This window comes from Frigoribacterium sp. UYMn621 (assembly GCF_040549525.1).
Taxonomy (GTDB): Bacteria; Actinomycetota; Actinomycetes; order Actinomycetales; family Microbacteriaceae; genus Lacisediminihabitans.
This window is the reverse complement of the sequence record NZ_JBEPTM010000006.1, coordinates 82,826-103,371: the sequence shown is the minus strand read 5'-3', so window position 1 is coordinate 103,371 and position 20,546 is coordinate 82,826. Positions and strand designations below refer to the sequence as shown.

General features: G+C 67.4%; 20 protein-coding genes. 4 read left to right on the top strand and 16 right to left on the bottom strand.

Features of this window, described 5'->3' with window-relative positions; translation table 11 throughout:
• Positions 1–20: 20 nt before the first annotated feature.
• The gene (gene greA / locus ABIB54_RS11685; RefSeq protein ID WP_354575692.1) at positions 21–503 is read left to right on the top strand and encodes a transcription elongation factor GreA; all 483 of its coding nucleotides are present in this window, start codon (positions 21–23) and stop codon (positions 501–503) included.
• 58 nt (positions 504–561) lie between these two features.
• On the opposite strand, the gene ilvA is transcribed toward greA, so the two are convergent.
• Genes ilvA through ABIB54_RS11655 form a run of 6 tightly spaced genes read right to left on the bottom strand, consistent with a single transcriptional unit; the run spans position 562 to position 6,962 of the window.
• Positions 562–1,800, bottom strand: a complete 1,239-nt coding sequence (gene ilvA / locus ABIB54_RS11680) for a threonine ammonia-lyase (RefSeq protein WP_354575691.1) — start codon at positions 1,798–1,800, stop codon at positions 562–564.
• Positions 1,793–2,968 carry an AI-2E family transporter gene (locus ABIB54_RS11675; protein ID WP_354575690.1) on the bottom strand — a complete coding sequence of 392 codons (1,176 nt, stop codon included), beginning with the start codon at positions 2,966–2,968 and terminating at the stop codon, positions 1,793–1,795. The genes ilvA and ABIB54_RS11675 overlap by 8 nt, the downstream gene beginning before the upstream one ends.
• A 44-nt stretch (positions 2,969–3,012) precedes the next feature.
• The gene (locus ABIB54_RS11670) at positions 3,013–4,086 is read right to left on the bottom strand and encodes an ABC transporter ATP-binding protein (RefSeq protein ID WP_354575689.1); all 1,074 of its coding nucleotides are present in this window, start codon (positions 4,084–4,086) and stop codon (positions 3,013–3,015) included.
• On the bottom strand, positions 4,083–4,904 hold the full coding sequence (locus ABIB54_RS11665; protein WP_354575688.1) for an ABC transporter permease: 822 nt from the start codon (positions 4,902–4,904) through the stop codon (positions 4,083–4,085). Before ABIB54_RS11665 ends, ABIB54_RS11670 begins: the two co-directional genes overlap by 4 nt.
• Positions 4,901–5,899 (bottom strand): ABC transporter permease, encoded by a 999-nt coding sequence (locus ABIB54_RS11660; protein ID WP_502917121.1) that lies wholly within the window; start codon positions 5,897–5,899, stop codon positions 4,901–4,903. Before ABIB54_RS11660 ends, ABIB54_RS11665 begins: the two co-directional genes overlap by 4 nt.
• Positions 5,835–6,962, bottom strand: coding sequence for an ABC transporter substrate-binding protein (locus tag ABIB54_RS11655; protein ID WP_354575686.1), 1,128 nt, complete (start codon positions 6,960–6,962; stop codon positions 5,835–5,837). The genes ABIB54_RS11660 and ABIB54_RS11655 overlap by 65 nt, the downstream gene beginning before the upstream one ends.
• Positions 6,963–7,169: 207 nt before the next feature.
• Between ABIB54_RS11655 and ABIB54_RS11650 the strand changes: the two genes are divergently transcribed.
• On the top strand, positions 7,170–8,381 hold the full coding sequence (locus ABIB54_RS11650; RefSeq protein WP_354575685.1) for a winged helix-turn-helix domain-containing protein: 1,212 nt from the start codon (positions 7,170–7,172) through the stop codon (positions 8,379–8,381).
• Between the two features lie 137 nt (positions 8,382–8,518).
• Here the strand turns inward: ABIB54_RS11650 and ABIB54_RS11645 are convergent, their stop codons facing one another.
• On the bottom strand, positions 8,519–9,415 hold the full coding sequence (locus ABIB54_RS11645) for a M48 family metallopeptidase (protein WP_354575684.1): 897 nt from the start codon (positions 9,413–9,415) through the stop codon (positions 8,519–8,521).
• Positions 9,416–9,509: 94 nt separating this feature from the next.
• The gene (locus ABIB54_RS11640; RefSeq protein WP_354575683.1) at positions 9,510–10,076 is read right to left on the bottom strand and encodes a LemA family protein; all 567 of its coding nucleotides are present in this window, start codon (positions 10,074–10,076) and stop codon (positions 9,510–9,512) included.
• A 167-nt stretch (positions 10,077–10,243) separates the two neighbouring features.
• Here ABIB54_RS11640 and ABIB54_RS11635 point away from each other — a divergent pair, with 167 nt between their 5' ends.
• On the top strand, positions 10,244–10,771 hold the full coding sequence (locus ABIB54_RS11635; protein WP_354575682.1) for an adenine phosphoribosyltransferase: 528 nt from the start codon (positions 10,244–10,246) through the stop codon (positions 10,769–10,771).
• 241 nt (positions 10,772–11,012) lie between these two features.
• Here the strand turns inward: ABIB54_RS11635 and ABIB54_RS11630 are convergent, their stop codons facing one another.
• The 5 genes from ABIB54_RS11630 to ABIB54_RS11610 form a co-directional block, all read right to left on the bottom strand.
• A complete protein-coding gene (locus ABIB54_RS11630) occupies positions 11,013–12,353 on the bottom strand; it encodes a D-arabinono-1,4-lactone oxidase (RefSeq protein ID WP_354575681.1) in 1,341 nt (446 codons plus the stop codon).
• 43 nt (positions 12,354–12,396) lie between these two features.
• Positions 12,397–13,644, bottom strand: coding sequence for an amino acid deaminase/aldolase (locus tag ABIB54_RS11625; protein ID WP_354575680.1), 1,248 nt, complete (start codon positions 13,642–13,644; stop codon positions 12,397–12,399).
• Positions 13,644–14,927 (bottom strand): MFS transporter, encoded by a 1,284-nt coding sequence (locus tag ABIB54_RS11620; protein ID WP_354575679.1) that lies wholly within the window; start codon positions 14,925–14,927, stop codon positions 13,644–13,646. Before ABIB54_RS11620 ends, ABIB54_RS11625 begins: the two co-directional genes overlap by 1 nt.
• Positions 14,924–15,568, bottom strand: coding sequence for a TetR/AcrR family transcriptional regulator (locus ABIB54_RS11615; protein ID WP_354575678.1), 645 nt, complete (start codon positions 15,566–15,568; stop codon positions 14,924–14,926). Before ABIB54_RS11615 ends, ABIB54_RS11620 begins: the two co-directional genes overlap by 4 nt.
• Positions 15,569–15,857: 289 nt before the next feature.
• On the bottom strand, positions 15,858–16,181 hold the full coding sequence (locus ABIB54_RS11610) for a hypothetical protein (protein ID WP_354575677.1): 324 nt from the start codon (positions 16,179–16,181) through the stop codon (positions 15,858–15,860).
• Between ABIB54_RS11610 and ABIB54_RS11605 the strand changes: the two genes are divergently transcribed.
• Positions 16,138–17,985, top strand: coding sequence for a hypothetical protein (locus ABIB54_RS11605; RefSeq protein ID WP_354575676.1), 1,848 nt, complete (start codon positions 16,138–16,140; stop codon positions 17,983–17,985). The genes ABIB54_RS11610 and ABIB54_RS11605 overlap by 44 nt on opposite strands.
• Here ABIB54_RS11605 and ABIB54_RS11600 read toward each other — a convergent pair.
• The 3 genes from ABIB54_RS11600 to ABIB54_RS11590 are packed head-to-tail and all read right to left on the bottom strand — an operon-like array spanning position 17,982 to position 20,361.
• A complete protein-coding gene (locus ABIB54_RS11600; protein ID WP_354575675.1) occupies positions 17,982–18,941 on the bottom strand; it encodes a carbohydrate kinase family protein in 960 nt (319 codons plus the stop codon). The two genes, ABIB54_RS11605 and ABIB54_RS11600, sit on opposite strands and share 4 nt — an antisense overlap.
• 5 nt (positions 18,942–18,946) lie before the next feature.
• Complete coding sequence (locus ABIB54_RS11595) at positions 18,947–19,267, bottom strand: putative quinol monooxygenase (protein ID WP_354575674.1); 321 nt, start codon at positions 19,265–19,267, stop codon at positions 18,947–18,949.
• Entirely contained in the window at positions 19,264–20,361 is a 1,098-nt protein-coding gene (locus tag ABIB54_RS11590) for a LacI family DNA-binding transcriptional regulator (protein WP_354575673.1), read from the bottom strand. The genes ABIB54_RS11595 and ABIB54_RS11590 overlap by 4 nt, the downstream gene beginning before the upstream one ends.
• Positions 20,362–20,546: the final 185 nt, after the last annotated feature.

Genomic DNA, 20,546 nt, shown 5'->3' with positions numbered 1-20,546 from the left:
CGTTTTTTAGGGAGCACATCGTGTCTACCGAGACCTGGCTGACCCAGGAAGCATTCGACCGTCGCAGCGCCGAACTCGAACAGTTGTCGACCACCGGTCGTGTCGATATCGCCAAGAAGATCGAGGCCGCTCGGGAAGAGGGCGACCTCAAGGAGAATGGCGGCTACCACGCCGCCAAAGAAGAGCAGGGCAAGATGGAAGCCCGCATCCGGGTTCTCACCGAGCTGATCCGTCACGCCAAGGTCGGCGCGGCCCCCACGAGCAACGGAGTCGTGCAGTCCGGCACCGTCGTGAGTGCACGAATCCTCGGCGACGAGAGCACCTTCCTGCTCGGCAGTCGTGAGATCGTCGGGGAAGACAGCGACCTCGACGTCTACAGCGAGGGAAGCCCACTCGGCGCCGCCATCCTCGGCCATTCGGTCGGCGAGACGGTGTCGTATACGGCGCCGAATGGCAAGGAGATCAGCGTGCAGATCGACAAGGTCGAGACCTACCTGCCCTAGGTCTCGATGCGCGCCGAAGACGGCGCCGCTCGACCACCCTGCACGACGGGCCGCAGCGTCAGAAGTCGACGCGAGGCTCGTAGCCGGCCTCGATGAGGTGACCGAGCACCCGTTGCACGTGTTCCGGACCCCGGGTCTCAATGCTCAGCTCGATCTCCACGTCGCTGATCAGCGCGTTCCGCCCGTGCCGGGTGTGCAGCACCTCCACGACGTTGGCATTCGCCTCCGAGATCAGTTCGGCGATGCGGGCGAGTTGGCCCGGACGGTCGGGCAGCATCAGTCGAAGCTTGAGATACCGATCGGATGCCGCGAGCCCGCGGGAGATCACGCGCTCCATCACGAGCGGGTCGATGTTTCCGCCGCTGAGGATCGCGACGGTGACGCCGGCATCCTTCACCTGGCCGGTCATTATCGCGGCGACGGCGACCGCGCCGGCGGGCTCGACCACGAGCTTCGCCCGTTCGAGAAGAACGAGCATGGCACGCGCGATGTCGTCATCCGTCACGGTGACGATCTCGTCGACGGCATCTTTGATGATCTCGAAGTTGAGGATGCCCGGCTTGTTCACCGCGATACCGTCGGCGATGGTCGGCAGGATCTTGATGGCCGTGGAGACGCCGTTGAGGATCGAGACGGGGTAGGGAGCGGCGTTCTCGGCCTGCACCCCGATGATGCGGACACTTCGACCCTGGAGCGCGAACTTCTGCTTGAGGGCGCTGGCGACTCCGGAGATGAGCCCGCCGCCGCCGATGGGCACGATCACGGTCTGGAGGTCGGGAACCTGGTCGAGCATCTCGAGACCGAGAGTGCCCTGGCCCGCCACGACATCCGGGTGGTCGAACGGAGGGATGAATACCGCTCCGGTAGTGGCCGCGAATTCCGCCGCCGTGCGCAGCGCCTCGTCGACGGCGTGTCCGCGGAGCACAACCTCCGCACCGTAGTTGCGCGTGGCCTGAAGCTTCGGGAGCGCCACTCCGACCGGCATGAAGATGGTGGCGGAGATGCCGAGTTCCCTGGCGGCGAAGGCCACACCCTGGGCATGATTCCCCGCCGAGGCAGCGACGACGCCGTGGGACTTCTCCTCCTCCGTGAGCCGCGAGATGCGGTTGTAGGCGCCACGGATCTTGTATGAACCGGTGCGCTGCAGATTCTCGCACTTGAGGTAGACGGGAGATCCCAGCAGTTCACCGAGGAAGCGTGAGCTCTCCATCGGGGTGATCTCCGCCACGCGGGAGACGACGGACCGCGCCGATTCGAAGTCAGCGAGGCTCGGTCCCGCGAGAGTGAGCTCAGGCATTCTTCACGGCCTGGCCGAGGCTCGGATCCGGGGTCGTACGCCACTGGCCGCTCGCCACGAAATTGACCATCACGTTGAGGGTAGCGACCACCGGTACGGCGAACAGGGCGCCGGGGATGCCGGCGAGGAATCCGCCGGCCGCGACGGCGAAGACCACGGCGAGGGGATGCACCTTGACCGCCGTGCCCATGATGAAGGGCTGCAGCACGTGACCCTCGATCTGCTGCACGGCGATCACCACGGCCAGCATCAGGAGCGCCGCGAAGGGGTTGAGGTAGACCAGCGCGATGAAGATGGCCAGCACCCCGGAGAACAGTGCACCGACCACCGGGATGAAGGATCCGAGGAACACCGCGATCGTGATCGGGATCACGAGGGGGAAGCCTCCGAAGAAGAGTCCGATGATCCAGGCTCCGAGTCCGATGCCGACGGCGTCGACGAAGGCGACCAAAATCTGCACGCGAACGAAATTGGTGAGGGTGACCCATCCGGCCCTGCCGGAGCCGTCAACGGCGAGACGCGACTTGCGCGGGAACAGGCGCACCACCCAGGCCCAGATGCCCTTCCCGTCGATCAGCATGAAGAGTGTCGCGAAGAGGGTGAGGAGCAGTCCCGCCAGAACGTGGCCGGCGGTCGTGCCGAAGCTGACCGCGCCGGAGACCAGCGCCTGGCTGTCCTTCTGGAGCGCGGACCCGGCCTGCCCGAGGTAGCGGTTGATATCGGAGTTGGTGAGATGCAGCGGCGAGGCGAGAAGATATTGCTTGAAGTCGTCATAGGCCTGGATGCTCTGCTTCTGCAACTCGGGGAAGCCGCTGCGCACCTGCAGCACGACGAGCACGACGAGACCGGCGACCACGGCGATCAAGCCGATTTCCGCGAGAGCGATGGCCAGCCACTTGGGCCAGCGGTGCCGGACGAGGAAGTTGACCAGCGGCACGAGTAGTGCGGCGAGCAGGATCGCGATCATGAACGGCACGACTATTTCACGCAGCGTGATCACGAGGTAGATGAACAGACCGATCACCGCCGCGATCGCGAGCATCCGCCACGACCAGGATCCGCCGATCCGGATGCCGGCCGGCAGGGTCGCCTCCGCCTGCTCTCTTGCCGTGGTCGCCTCTGCCGACGCGATCAGCGCCGGGGTGCGTTTGCGGGGACCGAACGTCATCGAGTCAGTCTATGCCGGTGTACATGCGTAATTTAGTATGCGTTTCAGCCGTCGACGCCGCTCACAGAGACGGCGTTGCCGCGCAGCCGCACTCCGACGCTCTGCCCGGGCTCCGGATGCTCGGACACATCGTGCTGCACCGAGACAAGGGTGCCGTCGGAGAGCGCCAACCGGGTGCGGCGGAGGGAGCCGAGGAAGCTCGATGCCACGACCTTCGCCGCAATGCTGCCGGGCGTCGCCTGCGGCACGAGCAGGAGATCCTCCGGCCGCACCAGGGCGAGCACCGGCCCGCTCATCGCTGGTGACCCGAGCACCCCCAGCGTCTCGCCGTACAGGGTGACCCGCCCGTTCGACAGGGTGGCGGGCATCCGGTTGCTGAGGCCGACGAAAGCCGCGACGAAGGGCGTTGAGGGGGTGGTGTAGAGCTCCTCCGGCGTGCCGATCTGCTCGATGTTGCCGTCGCGCATCACCGCGACCCGGTCGGCAACCGCGAGGGCCTCCTCCTGGTCGTGAGTCACGAACAGCGTGGTGATTCCGAGGTCGGTCTGGATGCGGCGGATCTCGTCGCGCAACTGCACCCGCACCTTGGCATCGAGGGCAGAGAGCGGTTCGTCGAGCAGCAGCACACGCGGCCGGGTCACCAGGGCACGGGCCAACGCGATGCGCTGCTGCTGTCCGCCGGAGAGTTGATGTGCGTAGCGGGCCGCGAGGTGGCCGAGGCCGACGAGCTCCAGGCTCTCCGCGGCGCGAGCGCGGCGATCGCCGGCCGCGACCTTACGCATCCGCAGCCCGAACTCCACGTTCTCGACGGCGGTGAGGTGCGGGAAGAGCGAGTACGACTGGAAGACCATGCCGATGTCGCGCTTGTTCACCGGCACGTCCACCACGTCGACCCCGTCGATGAGGATGCTGCCGCCGTTCACCTGCTCCAGGCCGGAGAGGGCGCGAAGCGCGGTGGTCTTGCCGCAACCCGAGGGGCCGAGCAGAGCCACGAACTCCCCCGGTCGCACGGAGAGGTTCACCCCGGTGAGGGCGCGGTGGCCGGCATAGTCCTTCACGACATCGATGAGCTCGACTGTTGCGCCGCCGGTCGAGGCGGAGGGGGAAGGGGAAGTCATGAGGCCTTCTTCACGGAACGGGTGCGGCGGTCGGATGCGAGACGGCCGATGAACAGGAGCAGAACGAATGCGAACCCGAGAGCCAGCAACGAGAAGATCACGGCAACGAAGGGGTCACTCTTCGAGATCTGCACGAGAGCGGTCTGCAGGTTCACGCGGTTGAGCAGCGAGGCGATGGTGAACTCGCCCAGAACGACCGCCACGGTGATGAATGAGGCCGCCAGGATTCCCCGGCGCAGGTTCGGCAGGATCACCCGCCACAACACGCTCCCCCAGCCGGCCCCGAGCGAACGCGCAGCCTCGGAGAGCGTCACGACATCCACGGCACTCAGGTTGGACTGGATCGCCCGGTAGGCGTAGGGCAGCACGGTGACGCCGTAGGCGAAGGCCAAGGTCCAGATCGAAGATCCCGCGAGTCGTGCGACCACCGAGTACACGGGCGCGAGCCCCACGACCATCACGATGGCGGGCACCGTGATCGGGATGATGCACACGAACTCGAGCACGCGCCGGAGTCGCGGAAACTGCAACTGCACCAGGATCATCGTCGGCAGCAGGATCACGAGGATGATCACGACGGTCACCACTGCGAGGAGAAGGGAGTTGCCGAGGCCGGTGAAGATCGCGGCGTAGGTGACGGTCGCCGTCGGGGAGAAGACACCGGCCCAGTGGGAGAGGGTGTAGCCGCCGGCAAGATTGCGCAAACTGAACTCGAACATCGCGAGAATCGGGATGGCGAAGACGACGCCGACGACGGCGAGGATCACGGTGCGCGCGACCGGCCCAGGGGCTGCACCGACCGGGCGGACGCCGCTCACTGCTGCCACCTGGTGGTGCGTGACTGCAGGGCGGAGTAGCCCCACATGAGCACCACCATGATTACGATCATCCCGAGGGCGAGCGCACCGGCCATGTTGCTGCGTCCGAGCACGGTCTCGCTGATGAGCGCCGCGCGGATCTGCAGCGGCACGATCTGCGCCCCCTGGCTGATGAGCGCCGCCGCCGTGGCGTACGACGAGAAGGCGTTGGCGAAGAGCAGCAGCAGGCTTCCGAGGAAGGATGGTGCGAGCACGGGTCCGGCGATACGCACCCAGTAGGTGAGGCGAGTTCCGCCGAGTGTGGCGTTCGCCTCGGCCCACTGCGGCTTCAGCCCCTCGAGCGCCGGCATGAAGGTGATGATCATGAGAGGCACCTGAAAGTAGATGTACGGCAGCAGCAGCCCAGGCACCTGGTACAGCCAGACCCCGTTCGAGAAGATGTCGATCCCGAGGCCCCGCAGAAACACGGTCACGAAGCCCTGGATCCCGATCGTCGCGATGAAGGCGAAGGCCAGCATCACGCCGCCGAACTGCGCGAGCACACTCGCCGCGGAGTCGACCATCGACCGAAGCGCGCCCTGCGGATTCATGCCGAGGAGGGCGTAACAGACGAGCGCGCCCACGACGGCGCCGACGACAGCGGTCACGGCGGAGACCCAGAAGGAACTGGCGAAGGTCTTGAGGATGTCCGGGGCGAACAGCGCCGCGACATTGGCAAGGGTGAAGTGCCCCTGAGCGTCGAACAGCCCGGAGAGCACCGCGAGCACCGTGGGGATCGCGAGGAAAAGAAGCACATAGAGCGCAAACGGCGTGAGGCCGAGCACCGAGGGCGACACGGAGACGAGCCGCCGCGCGCGGCGCGGCGGACTCGTCTCGACGGTCACAGCGATGGGGTGGTCATCGAGGTGGGACTTTCCGGTTGAGACGGCGCTACTGGGCGATCGCCGCGGCCCACTTCGCGGTGAGCAGTGCGCCCGCGCTGGTGGTCTGGGCATCGGTCGGCGAGACGAACTGTGACGGCATCTTGCCGGCGACGGCCTGGGCGCTCTTGTCCGTCGTTCCGGCCTTGTCCATCGCGGCGATCTGCACCGGGAACGCGCCGGCGGCCAGGTAGAGGTTCTGCACGGTGGGGCTGTACACGAACTCCTCCCAGAGGCGGGCCGCCGCGGGGTGCGGGGCATCCTTGTTGATCGCCTGGTTGTAGTAGCTGCCGTACGCGCTGCCCGGGAAGACGACGGTCTTCCAATTCGGGGTGGTCGCGGCCTGGGCCAGGTTGTTGTAGCTCCAGTCGAAGACGACCGGGGTCTCGCCGGAGGCGATCGTCGCCGGGGTCGGGTCGAGCGAGAGGAAGTTGCCCGCCTTGCTGAGCTTCTGGAAGAAGTCGACGCCCGGCTGGAAGTCGTCGGCGGAGCCGCCGTTCTGGATGGCCGCGAGTCCGACCGCCGCGAAGGCCGCTCCGGCCTGGGTCGGGTCGCCGTTGATGGCGACCTTGCCCTTGTAGGCGCTTCCCAGCAGGTCGGAGAGCTTCTTGGGCGCCGTCTTGATCACCTTGGAGTCGTAGCCGACCGACATCAGTCCGGTGTAGTCATTGACCCACAGTCCGGTCTTCTCCTTGTTGGCCTCGGGCACGTCCGCCCAGGTAGAGACCTTGTACGGCGCGAACTTCGCGGTGCTGGCGAGGGCGACGGCGGGGCCGAGGTCGAAGACATCCGGGGCCGTGTCCTGGCCGGCGAGGTCGTCGGCGGCCTTGATCTCCTCGGCGCTCGAGCCGTCGGGGTTCGCGGAGTTGACGGTGATCTTGGGGTACTTCTTCTTGAATGCGGCGATGATCTTGCCGTAGTTGGCCCAGTTGTCTGGCAGGGCGATCACGTTGAGGGCGCCCTCCTTGTTGGCTGCCTTCACGAGCCCAGCCATGTCGCCGAATGCCGACACACTCGTGGCGGTCTTCGCGTCCACGGCACCGGATGCTGCGGGGGTCGGCGTGCTCGAGCACGCGCTGAGAGAGATGGTGATCGCGGCGACTGCTGCGATGCCGACGATGGTGCGCCTGTTGAACACTTTTCCTCCATTGGGCCGTTCGGCCGCCTGCGCTGTGAGCAGACAGTGGGTGCCGCCACGACCTCTGTGGAGGCTAGGCAACGACACTGTCCGCCTTGGGTCCCGTCGGTAAACGAGAGACTAACGACGACCATACGGCACCCAAACAGAACGGCGAAAGGTCGCCGGGTCTCGATAGTGTCAAGGCGTGCGAGAGTGTGTGAGAAAGTGAGCGACCGCGAGGTTTCCGCTGCCCAGGCCCGCCGCATCGCACTCGGCGCGCAGGGATTCGGGCGGCCGCGGCCGGCCGATCCGGGCGTCCGCCAGCTCAATTCCACGATCGACAGGCTGGGGCTTCTGCAGCTCGACTCGGTGAACGTGCTCGAGCGCAGCCACTACCTGCCACTGTTCGCCCGGCTCGGCTCCTACGACAAGGCCGACCTCGACCGCCTCACCTTCGGGCGAAAGGGCAAGTTCGTCGAATACTGGGCACACGAGGCCGCGATCATCCCCGTCGAGACCTGGCCGCTCTACCGCTGGCGCATGGATGCGAACCGGGAGCGGTATTCGACGCCCGGCAGCTGGGTGGCCGAGAACGGCCCGATGCTCGACTGGTTGCGCGCGGAGCTCGGTGCTCGCGGCACGGTGGCCGCGAGCGAGATCGAGCACGATACCGGCAAGGGGGCCGGCGGCTGGTGGGGCTGGTCAGAGGTCAAGACCGGACTCGAATGGCTGTTCCGTTTCGGCGAGGCGGTCTCTGCGGGGCGCTCCCGGTTCGAGCGCCGCTATGCACTCGCATCACAGGCCCTTCCGCCCGCCGTCTTCGAGCGGGAGGTGCCTCGGGCCGAGGCCATCCGCGAACTGCTTCGACTGTCGGCACGCGCCCACGGAATCGGCACACTCTCCGATCTCGCCGACTACTACCGCATCAAGACCGAACCGGCACGGGCGGCTGTGCACGACCTCGTGGATGCCGGGGAGCTCGAGCCCGTGACGGTGCCGGGCTGGAACCGGCCGGCCTTCCTGCATCGCGAGGCCCGGATCCCGCGACGCATCGAGGCGGCGGCGCTGCTCTCCCCCTTCGATCCCGTGGTCTGGGAGCGCGCTCGGGCGGAACGGATGTTCGGGTTCCGCTATCGCATCGAGATCTACACGCCCGCCCCCCAGCGCGTGTTCGGCTACTACACGCTGCCGCTGCTGATCGATGACCGGCTGGTGGGCAGGGTCGACCTCAAGAACGATCGGCAGAACCGCGTTCTGCGCGTGCAATCCGCCTGGTCCGAGCCGGATGCCCCGCCCGCGACGGTCGACAGACTCGCGATCCTGCTGCGCGAGACCGCCGCCTGGCAGGGGCTCGAGCGCATCGAGGTCATGGCGAGGGGCGACCTCGCGCCCGCGCTCGCTGCAGTGCTGGGAGTGCAACCGATGACCGCGGCCTGACCGTCCCGACGGATTCCGTTCCTCGGGCACGTGGTTCGCCCCTGTTCCTCCGCGTCAGGTGTGGTCCCCCTCGAGCGGCAACACCCCTGACGAAGGGGAACATCGGCCTCAGCCGACCGACCGGCCTTGAGCCGTGCCTAGAATTCGCCACCGATCTTGTGGAGGCGGGCGACCCGGTCCTCGATCGGCGGATGCGTGCTGAACAGGCGGCTCATGAAGCCCGGCTTGGTCGGGTCGGAGATCCACAGGTGCGCCATGGAGGAGTTCTGCTTGCGCATCGGACGGCCGTATTCACCGAGCTTCTGGAGCGCACTGGCCAGGGCATCCGGATTCCTGGTCGTCATCGCGCTTGTCGCGTCGGCGAGGTACTCGCGTTGACGCGAGATCGCGGCCTGCACCCCGGCGGCGACGAGGGGCGCGACGATCATCGCGGCGAGGCCGAACACGATGACGATGGGGTTGCCACCGCCCCCGCCGCCATTGCGGTCGTTGCCGCGCCCGCCGCCGAAGAAGGCGAAGCGCAGGAACAGGTCGGCGATGAAACCGATCGCCACGACCAGGCCGAAGACGATCATCGACACCCGGGTGTCGTAGTTCTGAACGTGGCCCATCTCGTGGGCCATCACACCCTCGAGCTCCGAATCGTCCATCAGATCGAGCAGTCCGGTGGTCGCGGCCACATACGCGTGCTCGGGGTCGCGCCCGGTCGCGAACGCGTTCGGCGCCGGATCGTTGATGATGTAGACCTTCGGCATCGGAAGGCCGTCGGTGATCGACAGGTTCTCCACGATGCGGTAGAGACGCGGATTGTCGGACTTCTGGATCTCCTGGCCACCCGAGATCGAGATCGCCAACCGGGAGGCGGCGAAGTACTGGATCGTGGCATATCCCACCGCGATCACGATCACGGTGATCGCTATCGATGGGCTGTTGTACACAGAGGCGGCAAGCGCCCCAAGCCCGCCGATGATCAGCAGGAACAGCAGGATGATGAACACCGTGTTGCGTTTGTTCTTCGCTATTGCGCGATACATGAGTGGCTCAGTTCAAGGAGTCGGCAGGGGAAAGGTCTCGGCACGCTCGCTGGCGCTCGCTACTCGACCTGATCACGGGCGCTTCGCGCCGCGATCAGAACTGGACGCGAGGCGGCTCCGCGATGGCCGCGGAGTCCGCGACCTCGAAGAAGTCGCGCTCGGTGAAGCCGAGCCCGCGCACGAAGAGCGTGTTCGGGAAGGTCTTGATCTTGGTGTTGAGCTCGCGCACGCCCCCGTTGTAAAAGCGGCGAGAGGCCTGGATCTTGTCTTCGGTGTCGACGAGTTCGCCCTGCAGCTGCAGGTAGTTCTGGCTGGCCTGGAGCTGTGGATACGCCTCCGCGACGGCGAAGATGCTCTTCAGGGCGCTCTGCACGTGATTCTCTGCCACGGCCGCATCCGCGGGGGTCGACGCGCTGATCGACTCTGCGCGGGCTTTGGTCACGGCCTCGAAGACGCCGGACTCGTGGGCCGCGTAGCCCTTGACCGTCTCGATGAGGTTCGGCAGCAGGTCGGCACGGCGCTTGAGCTGCACCGTGATGTCGCTCCACGCCTCGTCGACGCGCACGTTGAGACGCACGAGACCGTTGTAGGTCGACCACAGGTAGATGCCGATGATGACGACGAGTACGACGATTATGCCGACAACGATAAGGGTATCCATGACCATTCTCTCGAGAACTGGATGCTGCGAAGCGGCGAACCGCAGGACGAGATAACTATATCCGCGAGCGATTCAGCCCCCGTCTTTTTGGAGCACACTCGGAGCGAACATCGGGTCATGACAGGCTCTACTGTCAGCACAGTCACCGGAAACCATGAGGAGCACGGATGTCGCAGGATGCCCGCGAAGCGATCGAACGGCTCAGCAGGACGGTCGTCGACTTCCCGTCGCCCGGAATCGTCTTTCGTGACCTCAGTCCGGTCTTCGCGGACGGCCCGGCCTACACCTCCGTGATCGACGCCCTTCTCGCGCCGTTTGCGGGACGGTTCGACGCCCTGGCCGGCATGGAGGCACGCGGCTTCGTGCTCGCCGCCGGGGCCGCCTATGCGACGGGGCTCGGCTGCGTGATGATCCGCAAGCCGGGCAAGCTGCCCCGTCCGGTGATCACCGAGGAATACGAGCTCGAATACGGAACGGCGACCCTCGAAGTGCATCCCGACGAGCTCGCCCCCGGCACACGGGTGCTGCTCCTCGACGATGTGCTCGCCACCGGGGGCACGCTCGCTGCCAGTTGCCGCCTGGTCGAGCGCGCCGGCTGGCGCGTCGCCGGCATCAGCGTCGTGCTCGAGCTCGGTGATCTGCACGGAACCGACAAGCTTCCTGATCGTCGAGTGAATTCGCTGCTCACCATCTGAGCGATATTCTGGGCGAGCGAGGTTCGACCTCCGAGAGATTGGCACTCATGGCCTCGACACCCACACCGCAACGCGCCCCCGAATCACCGCGCACCACGGGGGCTTTCCGCCGCTGGATGCTGCAGGGGCTGACCGAGCGCTCCGGGTCGCACCAGGGTCCTCACGCGCAGGTCGCCGAGAAGACGCGTGGACCCGAAGCGCCGACCCGGAGTGCACGCGAGCTGAGCCGGCGGCCGAACTCTCAGACGCCGAGCACGCGATCCAGGTAGGGGTTCGTGAACACGCGGTCCGGGTCGAGTCGGTCACGCGCTGCCACGAAGTCGGCGTGATGCGGATAGACCGCGGCGAGTGATTCCGCGTTCTGGTAGTGGATCTTGCCCCAGTGTGGTCGCCCCTGGTAGCCCCGCATGATCTGCTCGACGCCCCGGAAGTACTCTTCCGGGTCGTCGCGGAAGTAGCGATGCACCGCAATATAGCCGCTGTCGCGCTGCGAGGCCGTCGAGAGCCAGTTCTCGTCGGCGGCGGCGACGCGCACCTCAACCGGGAACGATATGCGCCAGCCGCGGGAATCGATGAGCGAGCGGATGTCTCGCAGCGCATCCGGAATCGCCGCCCGCGGGATCGCGTACTCCATCTCGCGAAACCGGGTGGTGCGCGGGCTGACGAAGACCTCGTAGGAGTGGTCGGTGTAGGTGCGGTTTCCGTAGACGCGGGTGGCGAGGCGGTTGATTCCCGGGGTGAGTGCCGGCGCCACCCTCCCGACGTTGCAGAGCAGGGCGAGCACGGCATTCGAGAGCACGCGGTCTTCCACGAAGGCGGCCACCGGGCCGACGGGGTGCCGTTCGGCATCCGCGGGCAGCCGGGTGTTGGACTTCGTCATCACACCGTCGGTGTGGGGCCACCAGTAGAACTCGAAGTGGTCGACGGCGGCCACCCGCTGTTCGAGTCCGTCGAGCACCTCGTCGAAGCCGCCGGGGCGTTCGACGGCATGCAGCAGGAAGGCCGGAACGCATTGCAGCGTGAGATCGACGAGGATGCCGAGTGCGCCGAGCCCGAGGCGGGCGGCGGGCAGGAGCTCGGGGTTCTCGGTCTCGCTGACGCGCAGGATCGAGCCATCCGCCGTCACCATGGTCACCGCCACGATCTGGGCCGCGAGACCGGGGTAGTGCGCACCGGTGCCGTGGGTGCCGGTCGAGGTGGCTCCGGCGATGGTCTGCCGGTCGATGTCTCCCATGTTCGGCAGGGCGAGCCCATAGGGACCGAGCAGTGCGGGCAGTCGGTGCAGCTTGGTTCCGGCCGCGAGGGTGACCCGGTTGCGCGACAGCTCGACGCCGAGGAGTCCGTCGAGGCGTGACACGTCGACCTGAAGGTCCTGCGCGCGGGCGATGGCGGTGAAGCTGTGGCCGGAGCCGACGGTCTTCACGGTGAACTCGCGCTCTCGGGCGAAACGCACGATCGCCGCGACTTCGTCAACGCTCGACGGGCTGGCCATCATGAGCGGACGCACCGACTCCGAGCGACCCCAGTTGCGCCACATCGTGCCCGGGGTGATGCCCGCGATCACTGTTTCGACTGTCACCATTCACCCCTCAGCGTGACTCTACTGCGAGCGCGTTTCGAATCCCTCACAGGAAGGCCTTGCCCTCGCCGCGGTAGGTTGGCGCCGACTCGACGATGCGATCCCCGTCCACCAGCACGAAAGCATCGAGATGCTCACTGAGTTCTCCCGCCTTCGTGTGCCGCAGCCACACCCGGTCTCCGATCTGCAGCCGGGCGGCGGCCTCTCCGGTGAGCGGGGTCTGCACCTCTCCGGCCATCTCATTGGAAACCATGTTCGTGCCCTCTGGCCAGGCCACGACGGGAAGCCGATCGACCCCCGGCGGACCGGATGCGACCCACCCGCCCCCGAGCAGCGTGGCCATCTGCGCCGAGGGCTTGCGCACCACCGACAGCACGAAAGATGCGGCGGGCGCGGGAAGGAACTGTCGGTAGTGGTCGAAGAGATGGGGGCCGAACAGACCGCTGCCCGCGGCGATCTCGGTCACCGCCGGCTCCGCACTCGTCGTCTCGAGCGAACCGGTGCCGCCTCCGTTGACGAACTCGAGGTCGGCAAGTGATCGCACCGCCGCGACGGCTTCCGCCCGGCGACCGGCGAGCTCGCTCGCCGAATTCTTCTGGATCCAGCGCACGGCCACCCCCCGCGCCGCGCTCGCCGGCTCGTTGACGAGCCCGGCGATCTGGCCCTCGTACGCCATCAGTCCGACCAACGCGAATCCGGGGCGGGCGACGATCCGCTCTGCCAGAGCACGGGCATCGTCAGCGGTGAACACCGGGGAGCGGTAGGTGCCGAGATGGCCGAGCACCTTCGGATTCCAGGACGCGTCGAGCTCGAGGCAGACTCGGATGCGCTCGCGGTGTGCGGGAGGGACCACGGCGTCGATGCAGTCGAGCTGGTCGACGCTGTCGACCATGAGGGTCACCCGCGCGGCAAGCAGCGGATCGAGCGCGAGTCGCCGGATCGACGCACGGTCGACGCTCGGATAGCCCACCACGACGTCGGTGATGCCCTCGTGCCGGGCATCCCCCTCCGCGAGCCAGAGCGCCTCGGGAAGGGTGTACGCGAGCACTCCCGAATAGCCGGGAAGAGCGAGAACCGCGTCGATCACCGTGCGCACCCGCACCGATTTCGACGCGACCCGGATGCTCGTGCCCTTCGCTCGGCGCAGCATGTCGACGGCGTTGTGGGCGAGGGCGGGCACCGAGATCACGCCGAACGGGGGGTCGAGTTCGGCTGTGGCGCCCTGGAGCGAGGTCCAGTATTCGGACGGACGGAGCCACGGGGAGTCCGTGGGCGGCACGAGAGACAGCGGCATCAGCGCACCGATCGGATGGGCAGGACGGCGAGTGCGCCGAGCAGGGCAGCCAGCGCGGAGAGCACGAACAGCCCCTGGAAGCCGGCGAGGGCGGCGACCACGAAGGCTCCGATCAGCGGCGCGATCGCCTGCGGCACGGCGGTGGCGATGTTCATGATGCCGAGATCCTTGCCGCGGGTGTGGGCGTCGGGCAGCACCTGCGTCGCCAGCGCCTGGTCGACGGACAGGAAGCATCCGTAGCCGAGACCGAGGATGCCGGCCGCGACCATCGCGACGCCGAGCAGGGGCACGAAGGCGAGCATCAGCGCCGCAACGCCCTGGAGTGCGGCGGCAGCGAAGACGAATGCCTTGCGCCGGCCGAGCCGGTCGGAGAGCCGTCCGAGCACCAGCGAGGCCAGCACCACGAAGATCATGTAGATGAGGATCAGGACGAGCAGCACATCGTCCGCGTGCTCGACTCTCAGGCCGTCCTGCAGAAAGTAGAGCAGCAGGGAGGTGCCGAAGGCGTTGCCGAAGTTGACGAGGATGCGGCTGGCGAGGGTCCATCCGAAATCCGGATACTGTCGCGGGCTGATCCAGAAGCCCGCGATGAGGCCCTTCAGGGTGAGCGGCGACCTCGCGGACCGCGGGAGCACCGCATCCGGGATCCGCAGCACGAAGGGAAGCACCAGCAGCACGAGCAACACCGCGACGAGGGTGTAGCCCGCCACCTGGCTGAGCACGAGCACCACCACGAGCAACACGCCGAGGATGGTGCCGATCGCCTGCGGGGCGGAGATCCATCCCGAGACGAATCCGCGCTGCCCCACCGGCACCTGGTCGGAGATCACCGCGGTGAGGGCGGCGGTGAGCACGCAGAATCCGATGAGGGCAAGGGACCAGAAGATGCCGATGCCCACGAGCGACTGCTGGAGGCCGAGCAAGACGAGCGCGGCAGCGAACACCAGCGCGCCCCCGAGAATCCAGGGTCGGCGGCGGCCGAACCTCGACGTCGTGCGGTCGGAAAGGGCACCGGTGAGCGGAAAGGTGACGAGTGCGAACACCCCGGCGATTCCCGAGACGATGCCGAAGGCGACCACCTTGTCGACCCAGTAGGTCGCGCTCAGTTGCGCTTCGACCTGGGCGGGCAGCAGCAGCTGGATCGGCGTGAGCTGCGCCATCCAGACCCCGAGCCAGGCGATGGCGAAGAGCGCGATCCATCCGCCGGAGACCTGCCGTTTCGGCTCGCCGAAGAGCTGCACCGTCGAGTCGGTGGTCGAACGGTCGAGGGCCGGGGTCGTCATCGGGCGTCCGCATTCCTGACGGCGAGCGGCATCCCGACGGCGAGCGGCATCTCGACGGCGAGGGCGCCGATCGTGTCCGCGGCGAAGTCCATCAGGCGTCCGGCGGCGACATCGTCGCGATCGGCGAGCCAGGCTATCGTCAGCCCGTCGGTGATCGCGATGAGAATGCGCGCGAGCTGTTCGATCGGCATCGTCCACTCCATCCCGGTGAGCTCGGCACCGCGCTCGAGCAGCACGCGGGCGGTGTGGAAGTAGCTCGCGTACTGCGCCAGAGGCAGCGCCTCAAGGCCCGGTGTCCGCAGCGAGTACTGCACGAGCTCCTGCATCGCCTGCTCCCGCGAGGGATGTGCCTTCAACAGGTCGAAGTAAGCCTGCAGCCCGGCTCTGACTGCCGAGCGGATGTCCGCATCCCGGTCCAGCGCCTCGAGCGACACGCGCTGCTCGTCCTGCACCACGAAGGCGATGAGTTCGCGGATCATCTCGTCACGGGACCGGAACGCGTAGTGGAAGCTCGCGAGCGACATCTCGGCCTCGGCGACGATCGCCCGGGTCGTCGCGCCGTGCACGCCGTCGCGGTCGATCACCCGCAGGGCGGCCCTCACGAGGGCGGCTCGTCGTTCTGCGGAACTTACCCGGGCCATGTACGGTCCTCTCTCTGGGTCACTCGTCCCAGTCGCGTGATTTGAATCATGGCGGGGATCCCCGGCCGCGTCAATATCCGATCGGCTCCGGGGCAGCGACGACTGGATCGGTCGAGCGGATGATTGCTCACTTCCATTACCGCGCACAGATAATTGACATCGGAGAAGATGCCATGCTGAATGGACTCACAGTGCAGCCCTCACACTCGAGCGTCTCCCCCCGTCCGTTTCGCGATCGCGGACCGTACGCACACCGTCGAGGTCTCCTGACGGTGCTTGCCGTCACCGGCTACGCGCTCCAGTCCGTCCTGGTTCTGGGAGCTGCTGCGGTGCCGCCCGATGCCCCGGGTGCGGCGGATTCGGCAGATGTGGCGATTGCCGCGACCACCGCCCCGACTCCGAGCCCCTCCCCCTCACCGCCTGCGCCCCCCTCACCGCCTGCGGCACCCCCACCGTCTGCGGCTCCCTCCCCGTCTGCGGCTCCCTCGACGTTCAGCTTCAGCGCCCCCGGGTTCTCGCCCACGAATGCCGTGCGGCTGAGCGGCACAAAGGACGAGGGAAGCAGCGTCGTGATCTCCCCCCGCTCGGCCCAGGGCAGTCCCTTCTGCACCATCCCGGCCTCCGACGACACCGAGTTCGAGTGCACCGCAGCCGTCGCGAGCGGCGCGTCGATCACCCTCATCGCGGTGCAGACTCTCGCCGGCGTGGCATCCGCACCCCTGTCCGCCACCGTCGACGTGCTCGGAGCGCCCACCATCGACGGCGCACCAGACTCTCTGACGACCGGTCTCGTCTCCGGCTATGGGTTCGCGGGAAGCACGGTCACAACGGTCGTGGACGGCGGAGCGGACGGATGCTCGTCCGTCGCGACCGACTCCGGCTACTGGTCCTGCGCGCTCACCGTGCCCTCCGGGTCCTACGTGATCCGGGCGAGGCAGTCTCGCGCCGACCTCGGTGGCGGTGCATCGTCGTCACTGTCCGGCTCTCTCTCGCTCGTCGTGGACAGGGATGCCCCCGCACGAGCGGTGATCATGTCACCGGTGGCCGGCAGCCAGGTGACCGGCACCCAGGTCGTCGTCTCGGGAACCGGCGAGACCGCGGCACCCGGACTCGCCGGCACGGCGGACGTCTACCTCGACAACCTCCCCGCCTGCCAGTCCGCGATCGTCGGCGGCACCTTCAGCTGCACTGTCGGCAGAGTGCCGAAAGGGGCACACAGCCTCCTGGTGATCCAGCGCGATGCCGCGGGCAATTACAGCGCGCCGAGCGCGCCGATCACCGTCACTTTCGGTTCACGCGGCGGAGCCGCGGTTCCCGCTCCACCGGCAGCGCCACGGCCGCCGGGCGCCCCCGCCGTGCCGAGTGTGCCGCCGAGCACTGCGCCGCCGAGCGGGAGCCCCAACCCGCCCCCTTCGGCTCCGCCGGTGCCTCCGGCGGGCTCCATCGACAACTGGGGCACGCCGACGAACTTCGGTGCCATGCTCCCGACCCTGTCGAGCAGCGTCAGCTCTGGCAAGCTCGCATTCGCCCCGCTCCTTGCACTCGCTTTCGTGCTGCTCATCGCACTACCGCTGAGGCTGCTGGCCGGAGCGCTTCGCGGACGCATCCGGATGCCGTCGATGCAGTTCACCGGTCGCAATCGCACGCGGCCCTCGGCATCCACCCCCGTCGCCGAGCCCACACCGCTGAACCCCTGGATCATCGGGGCGGTTCCGCTGGCGGCAGCGGCGGCTCTCATCGTGATCGCCGGCGGGGTGGACGACCAGGTGCGCTATCTGAGACTCAGCGTCGCGGTGGTGATCGGCCTGGCCGTGCTCAACCTGGTCGGGGTCGCCGTTGCCACCCGATGGGGCTCGTTCGCGCAGCACGTGAGTGGCCGGCTGCGGTTCGTGCCGCTGCTCCTCTTCGCGGCGGTTCTGGCCGCGGTGCTGTCCCGGGTCTCCGGCATCCATCCACCCGTGATTGCGGGCGTGCTCATCGGGGTGGGCTTTTCGAGCACCGTCGCTTCCCGAGCGCGCGCGATCGTGAGCCTGGTGGAGATCGGATCGGTCACCACGCTCGCCGCCGGCGCCTGGCTGCTTCACGGCCTGTTCGGAGCCGCAACAGGCTTTTGGGCGCTGTTGGCCGCCGAGTCCCTCGCCACCATCGCACTCGCCGGACTCGGATCGGTCGTGGTACTCATTCTCCCGATCGCCTCCCTCCCTGGACGAGCGGTGTTCGAGTGGTCGCGACCGGCCTGGCTGGCGACCATCACCGTGGCGGCGCTGTTCGCCTCCGTCGTGATGCTCGGCGGCGGCGACGCCTCCTTCCCCATGATCGGGGCGATCCTCTGCGCCGGTGCCTTCGCCGCCCTCAGTGTGGCCGTGTGGGGCTGGTTGCGCTTCGTCGAACCCGGAGCGAGCGAGCTGTACGACTAAGCGAGCGCCTCCGCCAGCGAGGGAGGGTTCGAACCGGGGCGCGACACCGTGATTGCGGCACAGGAGACGGCGAACTCGCCGATGTCGGCCAGGACGGACCGGTCGAGGGCGTTGCCGTCGGCGAGCGCGGCAGCATCCACTCCCGAGAGCAGAAGAGCCTGCAGCTTCTGCACGACCGCACTCATGAAGGAATCCCCCGCACCGATGGTGTCGGCGACGGTGACCCGCCGGCCCGGCACGCTCACGCGATCGGTCGCGGTCGCCAGCAGCGCCCCGGATGCCCCGAGCGTGACGATCGCGAGCGTCGCGCCCATCGCAAGGAGACGGTCGACCACCGCGTCGGGAGTCAGCTCGCCGAACAGCCAGAGGGCGTCTTCGTCGCTCACCTTGACCACGGTGGACAGCGCGGATAGACGCTGCACGACGGCCAAGGAGTCGGTCCTCGAACCGATGATCGAGGGGCGGATGTTGGGATCGAAGGTGATGAGCGCCCGGCGCTCCGCGGCAGCCCGGAGCAGGGCCTCGAGTTGGGATGCGCCGGGCTCGAGAAAGGCGGCGATCGAACCGGTGTGCACTATCGCGCCCTGATTCACGATCGAGCTGTCGGGCAGGTCGGCAACGAAGCCCAGTGACCAGTCGATCAGGAACTCGTAGCTCGCCGATCCGCTGTCGTCGAGCGTGGCTGTGGCGGTGGAGGTGCGCCCCTGAACGATCGACCCCGGCACGAGCGGAACCCCCGCGGAGGCGAGGTAGTCGGCGATGACGACACCACGGGCGTCTGTGCCGAGGTTCGTCAGCAGCTGCACCGGGCAGCCGAGCCTGGCGAGGCCGACGGACACGTTCATCGGCGATCCGCCCGCATGCTCGTCGAGGCCGCCCGGGGAGGCGACCACGTCCATGAGCGATTCACCGATCACGAGCACGCCAGCCAAGGGAGAGGGAGAGTCACGGGTCATGCGGTTCATCCTTTCGTGGGAGTGCGAGTGCCGACGGCGATCGGTGACAGCATCGTGAGCCGGGATCCGCCTCCCACGACCAGTTTTCCCAGCCTCGCGTTGAAGTCGTAGCCGTGGCTGCTCGCGAGGTGTTCGTCGAAGGCGGCCTGGTCACGATAGGCCTCGTAGACGAATACCGTACTGGGTGAATCGACGCGATGGTGCGGGTCGAACACCAGATTGCCCGGCTCGGCTCGCACTCGTTGCGCGAACTCCGCAATGAGGTCCGCGACGAGAGCGTGGTTGCCTGCTGTGGCAGTGAATTCGGCATACAGCGCGATGGTCATGTGGCCGCGTCGCCGGAGGCTGGGCCGACCGAGCCACGAACGACGAGCCGCATCGGCAACACGACGGATCGCGGAGCCGTCGCCCGGGCGGTGTCCGCAGCGTCGGAGGCGATCTGCGCCACGAGGTTCTCGACGGCGGCCTCTGCCATCGCCTCGATGGGAAGGTCGACGACCGTGAGCCCGGGGGTGAGCACCGGGGCCCAGGGCGCATCATCGAACCCGATGTACGAGATGTCGACCCCGACGGTGAGTCCGCGCTCCTTGGCGACGCTCAGCATCGCGAGCGAGACGTTCGCATTCGAGCCGAGGATGGCTGTGGGCGGGTCGGCAGAATCGAGGATGCTGCGAACGGCCTGCCGGGCGGTCTCTCCGCCGTCCGCGGCGAACCAGACCCAATCCTCACCCACCGGCAAGCCTGCGGCAGCCATGCCCTCGAGATACCCCTCGGTTCGGTCGTGCAGTGTGGAGACGAGACCGTCCGGCCTAACGGAGGTCTGGCCATGGATGTTCGCGGTCACCACCACAAGGCCGATCCGCGTGTGGCCATTGGCACGGAAGTGATCGAGCGCATCCCGCGCCCCGGTGCGGTTGTCGGCGGAGATGCTCGGCAAGTCGAGGGAATCCAGTGTGCGGTCGAGCAGCGTCACCGGCTTGCCCTTGAGCGCCTCGGGGCTGATGAATCTCAGGTCGTGAACCGCGCTGGGAACCAGGATGACGCCATCGACCTGTTTCTCCAGCATGACGCGCATCGAATCGCGCTCTGCCGAGAGGTCTTCGTTCGTGTTGGAGACGAGCACCTGGTAGCCCTTGCGGTGCGCGGCGTCGATCACCGCACGCATGGCGAGGTCGAAGACACTCAGCCCCACCTCCGTGATGATGAGGCCGATCGTCTGGGTCTTGCCGGCCCGCATCGAGCGGGCGAGGACGTTCGGCACGTACCCCAGGGTCTCCGCGGACCGGCGCACCTTGTCCCGGGTTTCGGAATTGACCACACCGTAGTCCGAGAGGGCGCGGGAGGCGGTCGCACGAGAGACACCCGCGTGCAGGGCGACATCCCTGATCGTGAGGGGGGCTTCGTTACCCGATTGTTTCATGAAGGATTTCCTGTGCGTTTGACAGCGGCGTTGAACGGTGTGATGATCATACCCACATCAGCGAGATCGATCTCATAAAACTTCTGAGATCGATCTCATGTCCTCGTCGAACTTCACAGCCCGGCCCGTGCCGGTCCCCCCGCAGTCAGACGAATCGATGCCGTGGATTGGCACAAGCGGTCCGC

Coding starts and splice junctions, on each gene's coding strand:
- ABIB54_RS11620 (WP_354575679.1), bottom strand. CDS start 14,927: ATGACGACCCCGGCCCTCGACCGTTCGACCACCGACTCGACGGTGCAG.
- ABIB54_RS11660 (WP_502917121.1), bottom strand. CDS start 5,899: ATGCCCAGACCACCAGCGCGGGCGCACTGCTCACCGCGAAGTGGGCCG.
- ABIB54_RS11630 (WP_354575681.1), bottom strand. CDS start 12,353: ATGGTGACAGTCGAAACAGTGATCGCGGGCATCACCCCGGGCACGATG.
- ABIB54_RS11615 (WP_354575678.1), bottom strand. CDS start 15,568: ATGGCCCGGGTAAGTTCCGCAGAACGACGAGCCGCCCTCGTGAGGGCC.
- ABIB54_RS11640 (WP_354575683.1), bottom strand. CDS start 10,076: ATGGATACCCTTATCGTTGTCGGCATAATCGTCGTACTCGTCGTCATC.
- ABIB54_RS11610 (WP_354575677.1), bottom strand. CDS start 16,181: ATGGTGCAGAAGGGACTGCCCTGGGCCGAGCGGGGGGAGATCACGACG.
- ABIB54_RS11590 (WP_354575673.1), bottom strand. CDS start 20,361: ATGAAACAATCGGGTAACGAAGCCCCCCTCACGATCAGGGATGTCGCC.
- ABIB54_RS11625 (WP_354575680.1), bottom strand. CDS start 13,644: ATGCCGCTGTCTCTCGTGCCGCCCACGGACTCCCCGTGGCTCCGTCCG.
- ABIB54_RS11635 (WP_354575682.1), top strand. CDS start 10,244: ATGTCGCAGGATGCCCGCGAAGCGATCGAACGGCTCAGCAGGACGGTC.
- ABIB54_RS11675 (WP_354575690.1), bottom strand. CDS start 2,968: ATGACGTTCGGTCCCCGCAAACGCACCCCGGCGCTGATCGCGTCGGCA.
- ABIB54_RS11670 (WP_354575689.1), bottom strand. CDS start 4,086: ATGACTTCCCCTTCCCCCTCCGCCTCGACCGGCGGCGCAACAGTCGAG.
- ABIB54_RS11595 (WP_354575674.1), bottom strand. CDS start 19,267: ATGACCATCGCGCTGTATGCCGAATTCACTGCCACAGCAGGCAACCAC.
- ABIB54_RS11600 (WP_354575675.1), bottom strand. CDS start 18,941: ATGACCCGTGACTCTCCCTCTCCCTTGGCTGGCGTGCTCGTGATCGGT.
- ilvA (WP_354575691.1), bottom strand. CDS start 1,800: ATGCCTGAGCTCACTCTCGCGGGACCGAGCCTCGCTGACTTCGAATCG.
- ABIB54_RS11645 (WP_354575684.1), bottom strand. CDS start 9,415: ATGTATCGCGCAATAGCGAAGAACAAACGCAACACGGTGTTCATCATC.